The organism is Paenibacillus sp. FW101-FHT12H11 (genome assembly GCF_058790355.1).
Genome location: NZ_JBYTCO010000009.1, coordinates 270,769 through 288,030, shown reverse-complemented (window position 1 = coordinate 288,030; position 17,262 = coordinate 270,769). Strand labels below are relative to the sequence as shown.

Sequence of the window (17,262 nt, the reverse complement as noted above, 5' to 3'; positions counted from 1 at the left end):
ATATGACCTTTCCGTATAATTGACACAATTGGGATGGAGGAAGTTATGGATGCTTATGTGATTCTTTTGCTTGCTTGCGTCGCTGTATTTCTGGTATTCCGGCTCCGGCAGTCCTTTCGCAAAACGAGAGGCAGAGTGGATCAAACGGATGAAATTCAACGAAAACTAGCGCAGTTAAAGAAAAAAAGGGATGAAGACTAAGGATTCCCTGTAGTATGATAGGGATGGACTTTTGGATAAACAGGAGGGGTTCTTTTGGATCAGTGGATTTCATTTGCACAGGATCGTTGGTATTTACTAATTGCTGCTATTATTGTTTTATTTATTGTTATCGGGATTGTAAAAACAGTTGTTAAATGGATTGTTGTCCTTGTCGTAGTTGGTGCTCTCGTCGTTTATGGAGCAAGTTATAAGGATAAAATAAAGGATATTGGGACAAGCGTCGTATCCCAGGTTGGCGATGAGGTCAAAGATAAAGCGATCAATGCGTTAACTTCGGAAGCCAAAGAAGCGCAATTCAAAGCAAATCCGGACGGTTCTTTTATCGTTTCGACGAAGAGTCTGAAAGTTGAAGGTAAAGCAGGAAGCGACGAAGTGCAGGTTACTTTCTTAGGCAAAACTTTTAAAATGAATGCGAATGCAGCAGTGAATGCTTTTATAGAGCAAGCGAAGAAAAACGCAGGTTAGTAGAAAAATAAGTAAGGATGGTGAGCGATCATGACGGATATTACCTGGTTCAAAGCCAATTCCATAAACTTCATATCCATTGTGATTGTGCTCACTTTCGCAGGCTCTGTCCTTCAGGGCTTTTTCCGAGGCGGGTCTGGGTCCGCCAAACATCTGCTCTCCATGCTTGTGGAAGCGGTGGTCGTCATCTTATCCATGTTCGTTGCGTGGAAAGGTGTGCAGCTCGTATCACCATTGCTTCAAACCTGGCTGAAGGGCCAGAATCTGCAAGTGCCATCCGTAGAGATTAGCGCTCTCAAACAAGCGTATTATACGGCTCTGACAAGCATTCGAGATTTCGCGTTATTGCGTTTCGGCGTATTGTTCTTGCTCGGTTATATGATTGTGAAGCAGCTCCTGAACCTGCTAATTGATCCGCTCATCGGACCCTGGTTGGTTCATCGGGACCCTTATCGGGAACGCAGCCATTCGTTTATTTCCTCGATTTCCGGGGGCGCCATCGGCTCTGTGGCCGGTTTTGCGCGTGCGCTCATTCTTATTGCTGTTTTGTTCATTTATGTAACTCTATTCCCGCATTCGATGGTAACCCCATATATCGAGTCTTCTCAGATGTATCAAAAAGGGGCGAAGGAAGTCATTTCTCCCTTCACCGGGGATTTCATCGCCGAAAAGGTGCCGGTATTTACCCGGGCGGTGGAGCAGGAATTTACGAATATTTTACAGCGGAAATATGAAGTTCTGGATGCGAAAGTCCCTGGCAATATCGTAGATGCGGCCAAAGAAGTAACCGCCAGCGGAACAACGGACGAAGAGAAGGCGAAGCTCCTGTACAATTGGGTGGGCAGCCGAGTCCATTATGATTGGGACAAAGTGAAGCTGTATGAAGAACAGCGTATTTGGAAGGAACAGACACCGGAAGATACGTTCAATACGCTTGAAGGCGTGTGTATCGATTATTCAAGGCTATACGCCCAAATGGCAAGAGCAGTAGGACTGGATGTGAAGGTCGTAACAGGTCTTGGATATGACGGACAGGGCAGCTATGGACCACACGCTTGGAACGAAGTGTACCTGAAGGAGTCCAAAATTTGGGTGCCTCTGGATTCCACTTGGGTAGCCAGTGGAGGCAACTGGTTCAATCCGCCGAATTTTGACCAAACGCATATTCGAGATGTTTAATCCTATTTAAGATTAATAAAAGGAAGTAAACCGCCTTCTCACGGACATCCGGGAGGAGGCTTTTTTGTGGTTTTTCTCATCCATTCGTAAATGTGGTAAACTATTAAAAGTGCTATTTTTGAAAACATGAAGGAGTTTGTATGTCTAAATCCATTCAGGAATATCCAATGATTTACTTAGATGCCGGGGACACATTATTAACGATTCCTGCCGCCCAGACCATTTTGAAACAGTACCTGCAATTGCGCGCCGTAGAGCGGGATGAGGATCATATCAGTGAACTGTTTACGGAGGCTTTCCGTCTATTTTATTATGTGAACAAGCAAGATAACTTTATTGTGTGTTCTCCGGAGTCAGATCGTGAATTCTGGGTCAACCTATATAAATATGTGCTGCATAAGCTGGGTATCCATGAGGAATGGACAGAGGAAGAGATTTTCAACTGCTGCCACGAGCTGTACGACATTTATACCGCACCTGAGTACTACGAATTGTTTGATGATGTTAAGCCTTTTCTCGAGCGGCTTCAAGCCCAAGGCTTTAGAATAGGAATTATTAGCAATTTTGCACCGACATTGAAAGCCATTTTAGATGATAAAGGGATTCTGCACTATTTTGATCCTGTCCTCGTGTCGACAGAGGTTGGTCTTGAGAAGCCGGATCCGGCTATTTTCCAACTTGCCCTGGAGCGTGCGGGTGTACCGGCCAAGGATGTCCTTTATATTGGTGATCACGAAACGAACGATGTGTGGGCGCCGAATCAAGTCGGCATCGATGCGGTTCGCATTATCCGTTACGACTATCATACCGGGGAGGGTATCCGATCCCTGCTAGAGCTTTTTGATGATCAGCAAGCTATTGTGTAAGAAAGGATCTGAGTGTGATGAAACCATCCATAATGGATGATCCAAAGAAAAAAGAAATCACGAAGAAACGGCATTTTTCGTTTCGGATCAATATCTTTTTCTTTATAACGTTCTTATTGTTCTCCGTACTTATCGTGCGTTTGGCCATTTTACAATTCGTGCAAGCCAAAGATTTGAAGGCAGCAGAGAATACAAATACGAATCAGACGAATAAAATTGCACCCATCCGCGGCAACATTTATGATTCTACGAAATCACCTCTTGCCTACACCATTCCAGTGCAGTCCTTGTTTTTCCGAATCGAGCCCTCTCAGCAGGATAAAGATGAAGTCATTCGCATGGCGAACAAGCTGAAGACTGACGTTTTTGATAAATACGGCAAACCGGATTCCAAGAAGCTGGAGCCTGCGGATATCGTGCTTGCCATGGATTTGGGGTATGACATCAATAAAAACAAAGTGAAGGATCCGAGTTATTACTGGGTTCCGCGTAAAATTAAAACAGATTTGTCCAAAGAAGAAATCGCCTATTTATTAGAGCACCGGGATGAATTCAAGTGGCTGGAAGTGACAGAAGAAAGCATCCGTACTTACGAATTGGACGATATGGATACGGACGGATCGCCGTCGACCATCGCTCCGCAATTGATTGGCTATCTCAAAAGCTATTCGACGGAAAAAGCCAAAGAAATGTACCAAGATAATGAAAACAGCAAGGAATATCTCGATACCGAAAATGTCGGCTTTGATGGCATCGAGAGGATGTACCAAGATGAGCTTCGCGGGAAAAATGGTTATAAAATTTACCCCGTTAATGCGGCCATGAAAATTATCGGGCGCGCGACAGTAACGAAGCCGACCAAAGGGAACAATTTGTATCTGTCGATCAACAAAGATATTCAGAAAACGGCGGAGAAGGCGATCGCCGATCAGATTGCATTTTTACATACACCGTACGCGCGGAATGATGCCTTTATCAAATATGGGGCGAATGCGCAGGCCGGTTATGCTGTAGCTATGGAAGTAGACACGGGGCGCGTCGTTACGATGGCTAACTACCCGGACTACAATACGAATGAGTGGACGGGCGGAATTTCGCAAGCAACCTTAGACGAAGTTGGCTCCTATATTGCGAATGGGTCGATTACAACCGCGTACCCGAAATATACAGATAAAGAGCGTCCGAAACATCCGTCTTCCATCGTTTTTATGGGTTCCACGATCAAACCATTGTCCGTCCTGATTGGTTTAACAGAGAAGTTGATTACCCCTTCTAATCAGTACTATTACGATTCAGGTACCTTTACGTTTGGTAAGGCGAATTCGACAAGTTCGATTTCCAACTCAGGGAGAACGGCATATGGGAACTTGGATGCCTCCAGCTCCATCGAACACTCGTCCAATACGTACATGTCGGCCAAAGTCGGCATTCCATTTTATCAGAAATACGGCGGGGAAAATCCTGCTGTAACTGACAAATGGGCGGAATATTTGGCGAAGTTCGGCTTAGGCGTCAAGACGGGAAGCGGTTTGCCTGGCGAAATTGCCGGTTCGAACGACTTTGCCAAAAACGCTAAAAAAGACAGTTATCAATCTGCCATGGTTTATGCCTCGTGGGGGCAGAATGAGAAAACAACAACGCTGCAGCTCGCGCAATTCGCCGCAACTCTAGGCAGCCGCGGTAAACGGATGAAGCCGTTGTACGTAGATGAAATTCGAAGCTTTGAAGGTGAACTAGTCAAAAAGGTAGAACCAGAAGTGCTGGAAGATAACACCGCTTTGTTCGCCAAAGGGGATTGGAACACCATCATCCACGGAATGAAGAGTGGCGCCGAAGGCATTGATGAGCTGCCCTATAACGTGGCTCGGAAGACAGGGACTTCGACACAAGCCGTCTCAGGCGGAACGATCGATAACGCCGTGTTCATCGCCTTTGCGCCGGTCGAGAATCCGAAGCTTGCTGTGGCGGTTGTCGTGCCGGAAGGCGGCTACGGGCGCTATGGCGCATCTCCGATTGCGGCAAAAATCTTTCAAGCTTACGATGCAGCCAACGAAGGCATATTGACCAAGCTTGGCGGCGGGAAGAGGCCTTGGTAGAAGCAGAAGCGAGTAAAAAACCTTCAAATCCACTTCATTAGTGGGTCGGAAGGTTTTTTTGTGAGCTTGTCTTGGGAATGAACCAAGTTTTCCAAATTTTAGTGAACTTATTTCCGGGCCGCTGCGTCTGTTTCAGGATACATCCTGACACAGAAGGGGGCCTTACAGTGATGAAATCGCCGATCGCGGATGATCCGAGGAAAAAAGAGCTTGCTCAAAAGAGACATTTTTCGCTGCGGATCAATCTTTTTTTCTTTGTAACCTTTGTCTTATTTTCCATCCTGATCGTGCGATTGGCTATGCTGCAGTTTGTTGAAGCGAAAATACATAAAGCCGCAGAGAATAGAAATGGCACACAAACGATACAAATTGCTCCCATTCGCGGCAATATTTATGACTCCTCGAAATCTCCGCTTGCGTATACGATTCCCATGCAATCCCTATTTTTTCGAATTGATCCCAGCGCGCAAAAGTTAGATGAATTAATTGCTATCGCGGATCGGCTGAAAGCGGATGTTTTCGACAAGTATGCCAAACCAAATTCGAAAAGTCCGACGCCCGAAGAAATCATTCTGGCCATGGACATTGGCTACGACTACCACAAGGCTGAAATTAAGAAACCAAGCTATTATTGGGTTCCACGAAGAATTAAGGCGGATTTGTCCAGCGAAGAGATCGCCTACCTTTTAGAGCATCGCGATGAATTTAAATGGTTGGATGTAACGGAGGAAAGCATCCGCACCTATGAACTGGATGATGACGGCAACACGACAATTGCCACGCATTTAGTGGGATATACGAACTCTTTTACGTCTCCGACAGCCAAGGAAATCTACAAAGACAGCCCTATGGTGCAGGAATATTTGAGCTCGGAAAATGTGGGATTCGATGGCATTGAACGCATGTATCAGGATGAGCTGCGCGGCAGAAATGGCAGAAAGACATACCCCGTGGACGCCGTTAACAAAATCATTGGGAGAGCCGAAGTCACAGCTCCTGTTAAAGGAAATAATTTATATTTGACCATACATAAAGATATCCAAAAAGCGACAGAACGCATGCTGGAGGAGCATATTCGCTACTTGCGAAGCCCGTCGCACGCCAATGATTTATACATGAGTGTTGGCATGCAGGCAGCTTCCGGGTTTGCAGTGGCTATGGAAGTGGATACGGGCCGCGTGGTTACGATGGCGAACTATCCGGATTACGATGCAAATGCGTGGACCGGCGGCATGTCGGCAAGCGTCTACAAAGAAATCGAGAGCTTTATTCCTAATGGCAGCATTCGAACGGCGAAAGCCAAGTATCCTGACGAAAAAGAAAATGCAAAACATCCATCGTCGATTGTGTTCATGGGTTCCACGATTAAGCCTATGTCCGTGTTGATAGGGCTTAAGGAGAACTTTTTCAGCGGGAACGGTTATGTTTATAACGATACAGGGTCTTTTAGTTTTGGCAAAGGAGGCAACAGCACCATCACCAATTCGGGAAAAGCGGCTTACGGGGCGATGGATGCTGCCGGCGCGATTGAACATTCCTCGAACACGTTCATGTCTGAAAAAGTCGGGATTCCATTCTGGGCCAAATACGGCAGGGAGAATCCGGAAGTGACGGCCAAATGGGCGGAATACATGGCGAAATTCGGAATGGGCGTCAAAACAGGCAGCGGCTTACCGGGCGAGCTTGCAGGATCGAACGATTTTATCAAAAATGCTGTGAAAGACAGTTATCAATCCGCGATGGTTTATGCATCCTGGGGACAAAACGAGAAAACGACAACCTTGCAGCTCGCTCAGTACACCGCTACGTTGGCTAGTCGGGGAAAGCGGATGAAGCCGCTATTCGTAGATGAAATTCGCGACTATCAAGGCCAGTTGGTTAGAAAAATAGAGCCGGAAGTATTGGAAGACTTCTCCGCCGAATTTGCCAAAGAGCATTGGAACACCATTATCCACGGGATGAAAAGCGGAGCTGAAGGGATCGAGGAGCTGCCTTTTAATGTGGCGCGCAAAACAGGCACATCCACTCAAAGCGTGTCGGGAGGCTCGGTTGAAAATGCCGTGTTCATCGCCTTTGCACCGGTCGAGAACCCGAAGCTGGCCGTCGCGGTTGTCGTGCCCGAAGGCGGCTTCGGGCGTTATGGCGCCTCTCCGATTGCGGCGAAAATCTTTCAAGCTTATGACGCTGCCAACGACGGCGTTTTGACGAAGCTTGGCGGCGGGAAGCGGCCTTGGTAGGTGCGAGCGGACGAAGGGAACGGGGGGCGCGGTGAACCTTGGGGGAGCTGGGGAGCTGGAGAGTTGGAGAGATGGAGAGCTGGAGAGCTGAAGAGCTGAAGAGCTGGAGAGATGGAGAGATGGAGAGCTGGAGAGATGGAGAGCTGGAGAGATGGAGGGCTGGAGAGCCAGAGGGCTGGGGAACGGAGACCTGCAGCCCTTAGGCCGCACCCCCGAACCCCGGCACTCCCTAGCTTCTTGGCCTCACTGCTCATGAGGGAACTACAGTCCCCTATTTGAGCGAAAAGAGCTCTTTTCGCGATTAGGAGGAACTGTGGGGTCTTATTTGTTCGCAAACTTCGCTTTTTCAGAGGAATACATTGAAATAGGGGACTGTAGTTCCCACTAAGACTTCAAATAGTGGGAACTTGGCAAAATAGCGTACCAGAGTTCCCTCTAAACGAGCATTCAAGCCCCCAAGCCCCCAAGCCCCCAAGCCCCCAAGCCCCCAAGCCCCCAAGCCCCCAAGCCCCCAAGCCCCCAAGCCTCCAAGAACAAGCGCAAACAAAAAAAGAGGCCGCCTCAAAAAGCAGCCTCTTTCCTAACTTCACTGGTGTACCCGAATCCACACCGCCATCTCGCCAACCCCACGATTCCCCCATTGGAAATAGGGAACTGCCTGCAAGGCGACTGGCTCCGCCGACGGCGCCCAGCGACGGTACGGCTCCGCCGAAGCCCAAGCCTCAGGCGTCGCATCCCTATAGCCTTCTGCCTCAATTCTCACTGTGCCACCAAGCGCACTTGTGTCGGCTTCCACTTTCAGCCCCGTTCCACTTTGAAGGCTAAGCGTAGCTAAAGGAGCGCCATTATCGACCTGCTCGACGCAGTACACAAGCGGCCCTCTTTGAATCGCGGCTTTCCCGGCATTGCTGCGGATAAGCGGATTCGCTTGGATGAGGTGTGCCTCCATCGGAAGCAGCCAAGTGACGGTGTCGCCATTCGTCCAAATACGTTCGATAATTGCGTAGCCATTTTCAACCGCGTACGCATCTTCTTTTTCACCGTTGATGACCAATTGAGGTTGGCTGTCGCACCAGTAAGGCACGCGCAAAGCCAATGTGAACGAGCGTGGCTGAGCCAAACTCAGTTCAAGCGAGGTATCCCCACTCCAAGGCAACGAACTGACTTGTTTCAACCCAACTTGCGTTGCATCGTCCAACGTGATCGTACTTTCGCTGCCGATAAACAAATGGCAGTTGATTCGTCCTGGTTCAGTCGTATAAATATACTCCCCAAGTGAAGAGAGAATTCGCGCCAAGTTGGGAGGGCAGCAAGCGCATCCAAACCATTTCTGACGCTCAGCTTTCACATGACGCTTGCCTGGGTTGTTCGCCGAAGCGTCTGGCCAAACCTCCAGCGGATTCACATAAAAGAATCGTTTGCCATCCTGGCTCATGCTGCCGATGATGATGTTATATAGCGCCCGCTCGATCACGTCGGCATACTCGCTCCGCGTTTCGAGACGCAGCATACGCTGAGCAAAATACACTAAACCGATGGAAGCGCAAGTCTCGGCATACACCGTATCATTCGGCAAATCATAGTCGAACGAGAACGCCTCCCCATGGTGCGTCGAACCGATGCCTCCCGTGATGTACATTTGCTTCTGCGTCATATTCGCCCAAAGCTTCTTGCATGCGGCAAGCAGCTTCTCGTCTCCGGTCAGCCTCGCCAAATCAGCCATGGCCGTGTACATGTATACCGCTCTAACCGAGTGCCCGATAGCCGTATCTTGCTCACGAACAGGCAGATGGCTCTGATTATAAATGCTGCTCAGACTCGGCAAAGGGGTTTCACCGGCGCGATAGATGGAGGTTTTTCCCCTACGCTCCCACTCCCCATCGAAGAAATCCGGCCGTTGTCCTCGCTCATCGATGAAATAGCAGGCAAGCTGGAGATATTTCTCCTGTTTCGTTACCGTATACAATTTGACCAGGGCCAATTCAATCTCCTGATGCCCGTCATAGCCTCGAATTTTTCCTTCTTCGAGTCCGAATACATCCTGAATATGATCCGCAAAACGGCACATCGCATCCAGCAACTTCCTTTTCCCTGTAGCCTCAAAGTACGCAACGGCAGCTTCAATCATATGGCCTGCGCAATACAGCTCATGGCACTCGTACAAGTTCGTCCAACGCTTGCCAGGCTCTTTAATCGTAAAGTATGTATTTAAATAACCATCGCTTTGCTGCGCTTGTACGATCAGGTCAATAGTCTCGTCTGCGGTCTGTTCCAATGCTGCATCAGGCTGCTGTTGAAGGGAATAGGCGACAGCCTCGAGCCACTTGGCGAGATCGGAATCCTGAAACACCCAACCGTGGTATTCGCCTGTTTCCAAGCCTGCAGCAATTCGGAAATTATGGATGGCATGGCTAGGTTCGGCATCGGGAACACGATCATTCAGCGCTTCCCACTGATAGGGAATGACCGTATTGCGAACAAGACTGACGTAATGATTCCAGAAGTCATCGTTGATTTGGATTTGATTCAAGGACAATTTGTGCTTGGCCTGCAGCAGTGCATTTGACATGAAGCAACCTCCCGAATTTGCGAAATAGGCTTTACTTCCTCCAATTATATGAGGGATACTGGGGAAGAAACAGGTAGAAATACAACCAGTTATTTATAAAATTTCACACAACTTTATAAAGGAGTCGCCGCCTAATGAAAGAGATATCGTTAACTGCACCGCCTCTTCCTTATTATTTGGAGAGCGGGTTCAGGGCGTACCAGGCAGGGGACACGCATCCGGATCGCGCAGGGTTAGGGATGTATGATCTTCTTCTCATTACGAAGGGTACGCTACATTTGGGGGAAGAGGAGTTGACGTGGAGCTTGACCGAAGGCCAATACGTGCTGCTGCTTCCGGATAAATATCATTATGCCGTGCGTCCGTGCGAGGCGGAATGTCATTTTTATTGGCTTCATTTTCAAACCAGCAGCCCTTACACGATCAGAGAAAGCAAGCCCTTTCCGCGCAGCGAATTCGTTTTACCTCAAAAAAATGAAATTACCCTTGCTCAACAAGGGGCAGCGTCGGACCCCGAGCGGATCCAAGAGCTTTGGCACCAACTCCTACAAATGTCCGTCTCGGAGAGGTCGGTAGCGTTCTGGGAAGAGCAGCGCATTTTTACGGAAATTTTGCGTGCGTTAGATATTGGAAGTAAACCTGATGAGCAATCCAAAGTACATAGATTGGCTGAGCGAATCGAAGCTTATCTCAAGCAGCATTACTCGGCTGATTTGACCAATGAGCGGTTGGCTGACGAGTTCCATTTTCATCCGAATTATTTGAGCCGCTGTATGAAAAGTGTGTATGGCTGCACGCCGCTCGAGTATTTGCTTGCCTATCGAATTGAACAGTCCAAGCTGCTGCTGCTGAAAACGCAGTGGTCCATTGAGCGCATCTCTGAGGAGGTGGGCTTCCATCATGCCGCTTATTTCTCCAACTGTTTTCGTGCCAAAATAGGTCTCTCACCGCTCGCCTACAGGAAGCAATATATAAGAGGTGGAACCGTTCTTCATTCCTGAGCATATGTTGAGGTAAGGAGGAGAACCCTCTTATACGCCAAAAGTTGCATAAGGTAAACTTTTGTGCGTAGAGAAAAGAAAGGTGGGGGACAGCATGAAAACGACGCGATTCACAGCTTCATTAAAAAGACTGATCATTACCTTCATTTTCCTATGATAGACAGCTGAATGCGTACTTTCATCCTATTTCCAGTATGGCGGACGGATATGGTATACTAATGTATCGGTAGTCGCGAGAGATAGTTTGATGAATGGTACGGAGGAGTGAGTTTCACCATGTGTGGTATTACGGGTGTGATGTATTTTGAAGATAGAGAACCAACAGTTGCGATGCTGCAGCAAATGACGGATGTGATTGTGCATCGGGGACCGAACGATTCCGGTTTTTGGACGGATAATCGGATTGGTCTTGGCTTTCGCCGGTTGTCCATTATTGATATTCAAGAAGGGCATCAGCCGCTAGCCAACGAGGATGATTCCGTCTGGATCATTTTTAACGGAGAAATTTATAATTACAAAGAGTTACGCGGAATGCTGCAGGAACGCGGGCACCAATTCCGCACGCATAGCGATACGGAGGTTATTGTTCACCTTTATGAGGAGTTCGGAGAGGAATGCGTCAAGCACTTGCGCGGCATGTTCGGATTCGTGATCTGGGACAAGAAAAAGAAGCAGCTGTTCGGAGCGAGAGACCATTTCGGCATTAAGCCGTTTTATTATCATGTCAACGACCGCCAGTTTTTGTTTGGCTCGGAAATTAAGAGCTTGCTCGCTGCGGATGGCATGAACCGGTTGATCCATACGGACAGCTTGCTGAACTATCTGACCTTTCAGTATGTTCCAGAGCCGAACACGATGTTCCACGGCATCCACAAGCTGCCGCCGGCCCACTATGTCAAGGTAACTTTCGATGGCGAAATGTCCATACATAAGTATTGGGATCCGATGTTCGAGCCGGAGGAACGTCCTTTTGACTATTACGTGGAGCAAATCCGCGAAACGTTGAAGGACTCCGTTAAACACCACATGGTCAGTGATGTGGAGCGCGGATGCTTCTTGTCCAGTGGGATTGACTCCACGGCCATCGCCACCCACATGCGGAACATTGAACCGATCCGCACGTTCTCCGTTGGCTTCGAAGGCGCCAACAACGAGACGCCGATCGCCGCCCAAACGGCTGCGGCGCTTGGCACAGAGCACTACGACAAAGTCATCACGAAGGATGACTTCTTCAGCACGATGCCGAAGGCGATCTGGCACCAGGACGAGCCTGTTGCCGATCCTTCGGCCATTGCCCTCTACCACGTGGCGCAGCTTGCGCGCGAGCACGTGACGGTGGTGCTGTCCGGCGAAGGCGCGGACGAGCTGTTCGGCGGCTATCGCATCTATCGCGAGCCGCAGTCACTGCGGCCGATCGATCAGCTGCCGCATTCGATCAAGCGCATGCTGAACCGTTTCGCGCGGATGCTGCCAAGCAGCGTGAAGGGGCGCAACTATGTGTTGCGCGGCACGACGCCGCTGGAGGAGCGCTTCCTCGGTAACGCGAAGATTTTCTCAGAGGATATGAAAGCGGAAGTGCTGCGTCTCGATACGGAGATGCTGCGGGCTTATAAGAATCCTGTGCAGATCGCTGGAGACTTTTACAATAAGACCAAACATCTTGATCCGGTCAGCCGGATGCAGTATATCGACATGAATCTGTGGATGCCCGGCGATATCCTGATGAAAGCCGATAAAATGACGATGGCGCATTCGCTTGAACTGCGTGTTCCTTTCCTGGATAAGGAGCTGTTCGATGTGGCACGCCGCATCCCGGCGAAATATCGCATTGCCAATGGAACGACCAAATATATTTTCCGCAAAGCGATGGAAGGCATTATCCCGGACCCGATTCTGAATCGTCCGAAACTGGGCTTTCCCGTACCTTTGCGTCAATGGGTGCAAGGCTCGATGGGGGATGTGCTGCTTGAGCAGATCAAAGCCAGCGGAATTGAAGATTATATTAACATGAACACGGTAGAACGGATGCTTCAGAAGCACCGTAACGGCCAGGGCGATTATGCGCGCCGGATTTGGACGATCTATATTTTTGCCCTCTGGCATATGACTTTTATGGAAGAGCTGCCTAAGAAAGTGCTCGCTGCTTACTAGGTCTATCAAGGACGACAACCGTATAGACAGGAGATGGGGAACGTGGGACTTTATAAGTTAATTGCCCTCGATATGGACGGTACCTTACTGGATGAGGAGAAAAAAATATCGCCGGAAAATCAATCCGCCATTCGTCAAGCGACGGAGGCCGGAAAAATCGTCATCATGTCGACTGGCCGCGGAGCCATCAGCGCCTTGCCTTACATTCAGGAGCTGGGGCTGTCTACGCCTATGGTTATGGTAAATGGCAGTGAAGTATGGGAGTCGCCGAACAAATTGCTTCGGCGGACGCTGCTTCCGGTTGAAACCGTGAGCCGATTACATGCGCTGGCTGAGGAGCATGACTGCTGGTGGTGGGCTTATTCTGTCGAAGGTGTCTTCAACCGCGAGCGCGAAGGTCTGGACATCCCGAACGGCGAATGGCTGAAGTTCGGCTTCTTCACGGAAAATGCGGAGAAGCTGCAGCGTATTCGCGAAATTGCAGAGAGCTGGGGAACGCTTGAAATCACCAACTCTCATCCATCGAATATTGAATTAAACCCGCTTGGGATTAGCAAAGCAAGCGGTGTTGAGGCTGTTTGTCAGCTTCTCGGGATTCAGATGTCGGAAGTGATTGCGATGGGGGACAGCCAGAATGATATCACGATGATTCGTGAAGCAGGTCTTGGCGTTGCCATGGGCAATGCCCAGGATGAAGTCAAACAGATTGCGGATATCACGACGGTGACGAACGAAGAAAGTGCGGTTGCCAAAATCATTCACGCTTATATGCTGTAATGAGCCAGTTTAGCCAGTACAATATCGGACGGAGATGAGCCCATGATCACGTTAGCCTGGAGCTTGGTCATTCTTTTGTTTGTTGTAGGTATGATAGGTGCGGTTTATCCAGTGCTGCCTGGTGTTTTGGCTATCTATGCGGCGTTCTTTCTGTATGGCTGGCTGATCAGCTTTGAGCCGTTTGGCTGGGTGTTCTGGACCACGCAGACCCTGATTGTCCTTATTATTATGGTGGCCGATTATGCTGTGAGCGCAATGGGAGTCAAGAAATTCGGGGGTTCGAAGGCGGCTGTGATCGGGAGTACGATTGGCCTTATTGTGGGGCCTTTCGTCATTCCGGCTTTCGGGTTAATCATAGGGCCTTTCTTAGGCGCTGTGATTGGTGAAATCATTATCGGCACGAAATGGCAAAATGCGATCAGCGCCGGGATAGGCTCCGTGATCGGTTTCTTTGCCAGCAGCGCTGTCAAAATTGTGCTGCAACTGGCGATGATTGTTCTCTTCTTGATTTGGGTTTTTTAATTGAACATGATGTTGTTTGAATACGGGATTAGAGAGTAGGAACACATTTGACGAAGGAAACCAAAGATTCTCTTGTAAAAGGGACGCTCATTCTCACCGTAGCCGCGCTTGTAGCGCGGTTTCTCGGCGTTTTTCAGCGTATTCCGCTGGTGCACCTGCTGCACGAGGGGGGAATGGGCAGTTATTCGATAGCTTTTAATTTGTACTCTATTCTTCTTGTTGTAGCGACAGCAGGGATTCCCAGCGCTTTAAGTAAAATGGTATCGGAAAAATACGCGATTGGACGACCTGCCGAGGCAGAGCGAATTTATCGCGCAGCCATTTTATTTGCTATCGTTGCCGGCGCGCTAATGACTGTGTTGTTATATGTGTTTGCGCCGATTTACGCGGAACAAATTTCACGTGGCGGTCCAGATGCTACACTGGCTACCCGCGCCATCGCACCGGCCATGTTGTTCTTCCCGCTGATTGCAATTATGCGCGGTTATTTCCAAGGCCGACAAAACATGATGCCTAACGGGGTCTCGCAAGTGGTGGAACAAGTTTTCAGACTGGTCACCTCGATTGGTCTTGCCTTTATTCTATTAAACATTAGCTTGGCTTGGGGGGTAGCAGGCGCATCATTCGGCGGGGTGATGGGCGGAATTGCCGCACTTGCCGTTATGCTTTACTATGCGATGAAGCTCAAACGCAGGGATGCTCAAAGGCTGAGAGAAAATGTATCTCACGCTGCGGCTAATGAAACCGCCGCTGGACATTCCTCGGCAGCTGCAACAGCACCTGCAAGGTATAGGGACATCTACCGCAGCCTGCTGAAGCTTTCGATCCCCATCGTCATCTTCTCAGTGACGGTTACCTTGGTCTATGCGATCGATACGTCAATCATCATTCCCCTCTTGGAAGGGAAGATCGGCAGCAGCGAGGCGCTTGGTTTGGTCGGGATTATCGGGGGCCGGGCGCAATCTCTGGCGGGCATCCCGATTATTTTGGCGATTGCGCTCAGTCAATCCGTTGTACCGATCATTTCAGCAGCGTACTCCCGCAAAGATCTGAAACAGGTAGGGCATCAAACAACCAGAGTGCTGCAGCTGTCTATTTTATCGGGATTGCCTGCGGTGCTCGTTATCGCTATTGCTGCCCGTCCGCTTGATTTCTTCATGTTCGGACATGAAGATACAGCCTATGGGATGAGTCATGGACCTTACATGATCTCCTTGCTGACTTTGGGCGCTATGTTCCAAATTGTCATGCAGACCTCAGGTGCCGTATTAATGGGCATGGGCCGCATGAAACCGCTGATGCTCCATGTTGCCGTTGGTATTGCGGTCAAGCTTGCCGGCAGCTTCTTGCTCGCTCCATGGTTCGGCATCTATGGGATTATTGGTTCCACAGGGCTTTGCTTCATCACTATGTCATGGCTCAATTTGCGCACGCTGCGCAAAGAAGTGAGCTTCACCATTCTTGGCCGGCGCTTCATCGGTTTAACGATTTCAATTGTGGTCATTGCCGGCTTAGGCATCGCGGCTGAGTGGTTGACCCACACCTATGTACATCCAACCAGCTTGTACAGGATCAACGAAGGGATCAACGCCATACTTGTTTGTGGCTTCACGGCTGCTTTATACCCGCTGATGCTCATGGCGACGCGTGTGGTTACGAAGGACGATGTCAAGAATTTCCCAGCGCCCGTTCAAAAGCTGATCGGCAAAGCAAGCCGCCTTATCGGACGACGTTCATAGCCTGCGCTGCCAGTATGGCGAGCTCAATGCTATTAAGCCCTTCGCTCATGGCTCGGGTTAAATCAAAGGTCTGCGGCACTTCGATAGGTTGCAAATAACCAATTGGCGTCTCAACATTTTGAAACCAGTCGCCAGGCTCTACAGGCATTAACGGCCGATCCGGCCATACAGTCTCAAGTGTAGGACTATACAAAGGCGAGCTTCCCTTCTTGAGGAAGCAGCCATCAAGCCTCTCCTGATAGAGATGATCAGGGGGGGCTTTTTGTATGGGGGTAAATAAGTAAGGCCAATAGTCGGCGCGTGAACCCGTGTGGGGCGTCGATGCGGCGAAGCGGAGTACACCTTGCAGCACTTCTGGCACTCCGATTAGAACCGCGTAAAGGCCTTTCCCAAGGGCTATGCGTTCAGCTATGTCGGCAAAATTCTCGAGAATGAGTCCAGCCAGACGAGGCTGGGGGGAGCCCGCTTTGGCGGACTGGGACCAAAAGGGGAAAGCAATTTGATTCAATTGCATCCAGCCCTGAGCTTTAAAAAGTGTCTTATCTAGAACGGTTTCTCGGAACTTGCCCTTCTGGACAATTCGCTGCTCGATATAATTTTGTTCATTCACAATAAGAGCAATCGTCAGCGCGGCGGAGTCCGGGTTCGTCCAAAACTCATGCCAGACAGGGACCATCCAGATGGAAATATTCAAATGGGGAAGCAAGTGAAATAGGTTCTTCTCGCGCTTCTTACTTTCGTCATAAAGCAGCAATTGTGGATAAGCATCTTGAAAAATAAGCCCGTTTGCGCGTTCCAGAAAAGCAAACAGATGCTCAACTTGATCACCGTCAATAAGGTGCGGCAGGAGATCGCCATGCAGATCGGTCATGTTCCAACCACCGTTGCGGGAGACCATATGGGCTAACAGAGCCCAGTGCAGCTCGGGGTGCTTCTGGTAACAGGCCCAATAGGCCATTGTGCGTGTTACGTTATTCCGGTTCTCCTTCCGGGTTCGCGCCCGTATGTCTTCCACGATCCGTGTCTCCTCCGCTGTAAGAGGAAATGGCTGAACACCGCCTCGAAGAAGCTCTAATTGTTGGGTGAGCCCCTTTTCAAATCGTTCTGCGATGTTTTTGGATAAAGGGATGATCTCCAACTGTGTTGATCTCATAATAACCTCCTCGACCTCACCTGCATCATCTCCTTATTGTTAGCCCGTTTACTCGCAGGTATGTGAGGATGCCGCGCATGTAAGGCTGCTTTTTTCCATAAATGGGGGAAGTACCTGATAATTTAATCCAATTACTGGCATTATTTTATGCATAAAATGAACTAACAGAAGTCAGCGTTGGCGGGGTGATTTACATCAGCATGAACTTGTATGTGGCAAGTTGTCGTCCATGCCCGAAGAAGGCGTCGAAACGGCGAAAAAAAAAGTCCAGGCATAGAACCAAAC

General features: G+C 49.3%; 13 protein-coding genes. 11 read left to right on the top strand and 2 right to left on the bottom strand.

Annotation, left to right across the window (positions count from 1 at the left end):
- Positions 1 to 45 precede the first annotated feature (45 nt).
- The 6 genes from AC3WTJ_RS27395 to AC3WTJ_RS27370 all read left to right on the top strand — a co-directional run bounded on the left by AC3WTJ_RS27395 (position 46) and on the right by AC3WTJ_RS27370 (position 7,065).
- Complete coding sequence (locus AC3WTJ_RS27395; RefSeq protein WP_181646396.1) at positions 46 to 201, top strand: hypothetical protein; 156 nt, start codon at positions 46 to 48, stop codon at positions 199 to 201.
- 54 nt (positions 202 to 255) lie between these two features.
- Positions 256 to 687 carry a hypothetical protein gene (locus tag AC3WTJ_RS27390; RefSeq protein WP_492524493.1) on the top strand — a complete coding sequence of 144 codons (432 nt, stop codon included), beginning with the start codon at positions 256 to 258 and terminating at the stop codon, positions 685 to 687.
- 30 nt (positions 688 to 717) lie between these two features.
- Positions 718 to 1,866, top strand: coding sequence for a transglutaminase domain-containing protein (locus tag AC3WTJ_RS27385; RefSeq protein ID WP_492524492.1), 1,149 nt, complete (start codon positions 718 to 720; stop codon positions 1,864 to 1,866).
- Between the two features lie 140 nt (positions 1,867 to 2,006).
- A complete protein-coding gene (locus AC3WTJ_RS27380) occupies positions 2,007 to 2,732 on the top strand; it encodes an HAD-IA family hydrolase (protein WP_492524491.1) in 726 nt (241 codons plus the stop codon).
- A gap of 17 nt (positions 2,733 to 2,749) precedes the next feature.
- Positions 2,750 to 4,828 carry a peptidoglycan D,D-transpeptidase FtsI family protein gene (locus AC3WTJ_RS27375; protein ID WP_492524490.1) on the top strand — a complete coding sequence of 693 codons (2,079 nt, stop codon included), beginning with the start codon at positions 2,750 to 2,752 and terminating at the stop codon, positions 4,826 to 4,828.
- 170 nt (positions 4,829 to 4,998) lie between these two features.
- A complete protein-coding gene (locus AC3WTJ_RS27370; protein WP_492524581.1) occupies positions 4,999 to 7,065 on the top strand; it encodes a peptidoglycan D,D-transpeptidase FtsI family protein in 2,067 nt (688 codons plus the stop codon).
- 586 nt (positions 7,066 to 7,651) lie between these two features.
- Here AC3WTJ_RS27370 and AC3WTJ_RS27365 read toward each other — a convergent pair.
- A complete protein-coding gene (locus AC3WTJ_RS27365; RefSeq protein WP_492524489.1) occupies positions 7,652 to 9,634 on the bottom strand; it encodes a glycoside hydrolase family 127 protein in 1,983 nt (660 codons plus the stop codon).
- A 134-nt stretch (positions 9,635 to 9,768) separates the two neighbouring features.
- Here AC3WTJ_RS27365 and AC3WTJ_RS27360 point away from each other — a divergent pair, with 134 nt between their 5' ends.
- The 5 genes from AC3WTJ_RS27360 (at position 9,769) to AC3WTJ_RS27340 (ending at position 15,824) form a co-directional block, all read left to right on the top strand.
- Positions 9,769 to 10,635, top strand: a complete 867-nt coding sequence (locus AC3WTJ_RS27360) for an AraC family transcriptional regulator (protein ID WP_492524488.1) — start codon at positions 9,769 to 9,771, stop codon at positions 10,633 to 10,635.
- Positions 10,636 to 10,911: 276 nt separating this feature from the next.
- A complete protein-coding gene (gene asnB, locus AC3WTJ_RS27355) occupies positions 10,912 to 12,786 on the top strand; it encodes an asparagine synthase (glutamine-hydrolyzing) (protein ID WP_492524487.1) in 1,875 nt (624 codons plus the stop codon).
- Positions 12,787 to 12,828: 42 nt separating this feature from the next.
- A complete protein-coding gene (locus tag AC3WTJ_RS27350) occupies positions 12,829 to 13,563 on the top strand; it encodes a Cof-type HAD-IIB family hydrolase (protein ID WP_492524486.1) in 735 nt (244 codons plus the stop codon).
- Between the two features lie 42 nt (positions 13,564 to 13,605).
- Positions 13,606 to 14,085 carry a DUF456 domain-containing protein gene (locus AC3WTJ_RS27345; protein WP_127452951.1) on the top strand — a complete coding sequence of 160 codons (480 nt, stop codon included), beginning with the start codon at positions 13,606 to 13,608 and terminating at the stop codon, positions 14,083 to 14,085.
- Positions 14,086 to 14,132: 47 nt separating this feature from the next.
- Positions 14,133 to 15,824: a putative polysaccharide biosynthesis protein gene (locus AC3WTJ_RS27340; RefSeq protein WP_492524485.1), complete on the top strand. Its 1,692-nt coding sequence runs from the start codon at positions 14,133 to 14,135 to the stop codon at positions 15,822 to 15,824.
- On the opposite strand, the gene AC3WTJ_RS27335 is transcribed toward AC3WTJ_RS27340, so the two are convergent.
- The gene (locus tag AC3WTJ_RS27335) at positions 15,805 to 16,977 is read right to left on the bottom strand and encodes a DUF2515 family protein (protein ID WP_492524484.1); all 1,173 of its coding nucleotides are present in this window, start codon (positions 16,975 to 16,977) and stop codon (positions 15,805 to 15,807) included. The genes AC3WTJ_RS27340 and AC3WTJ_RS27335 overlap by 20 nt on opposite strands.
- Positions 16,978 to 17,262 lie beyond the last annotated feature (285 nt).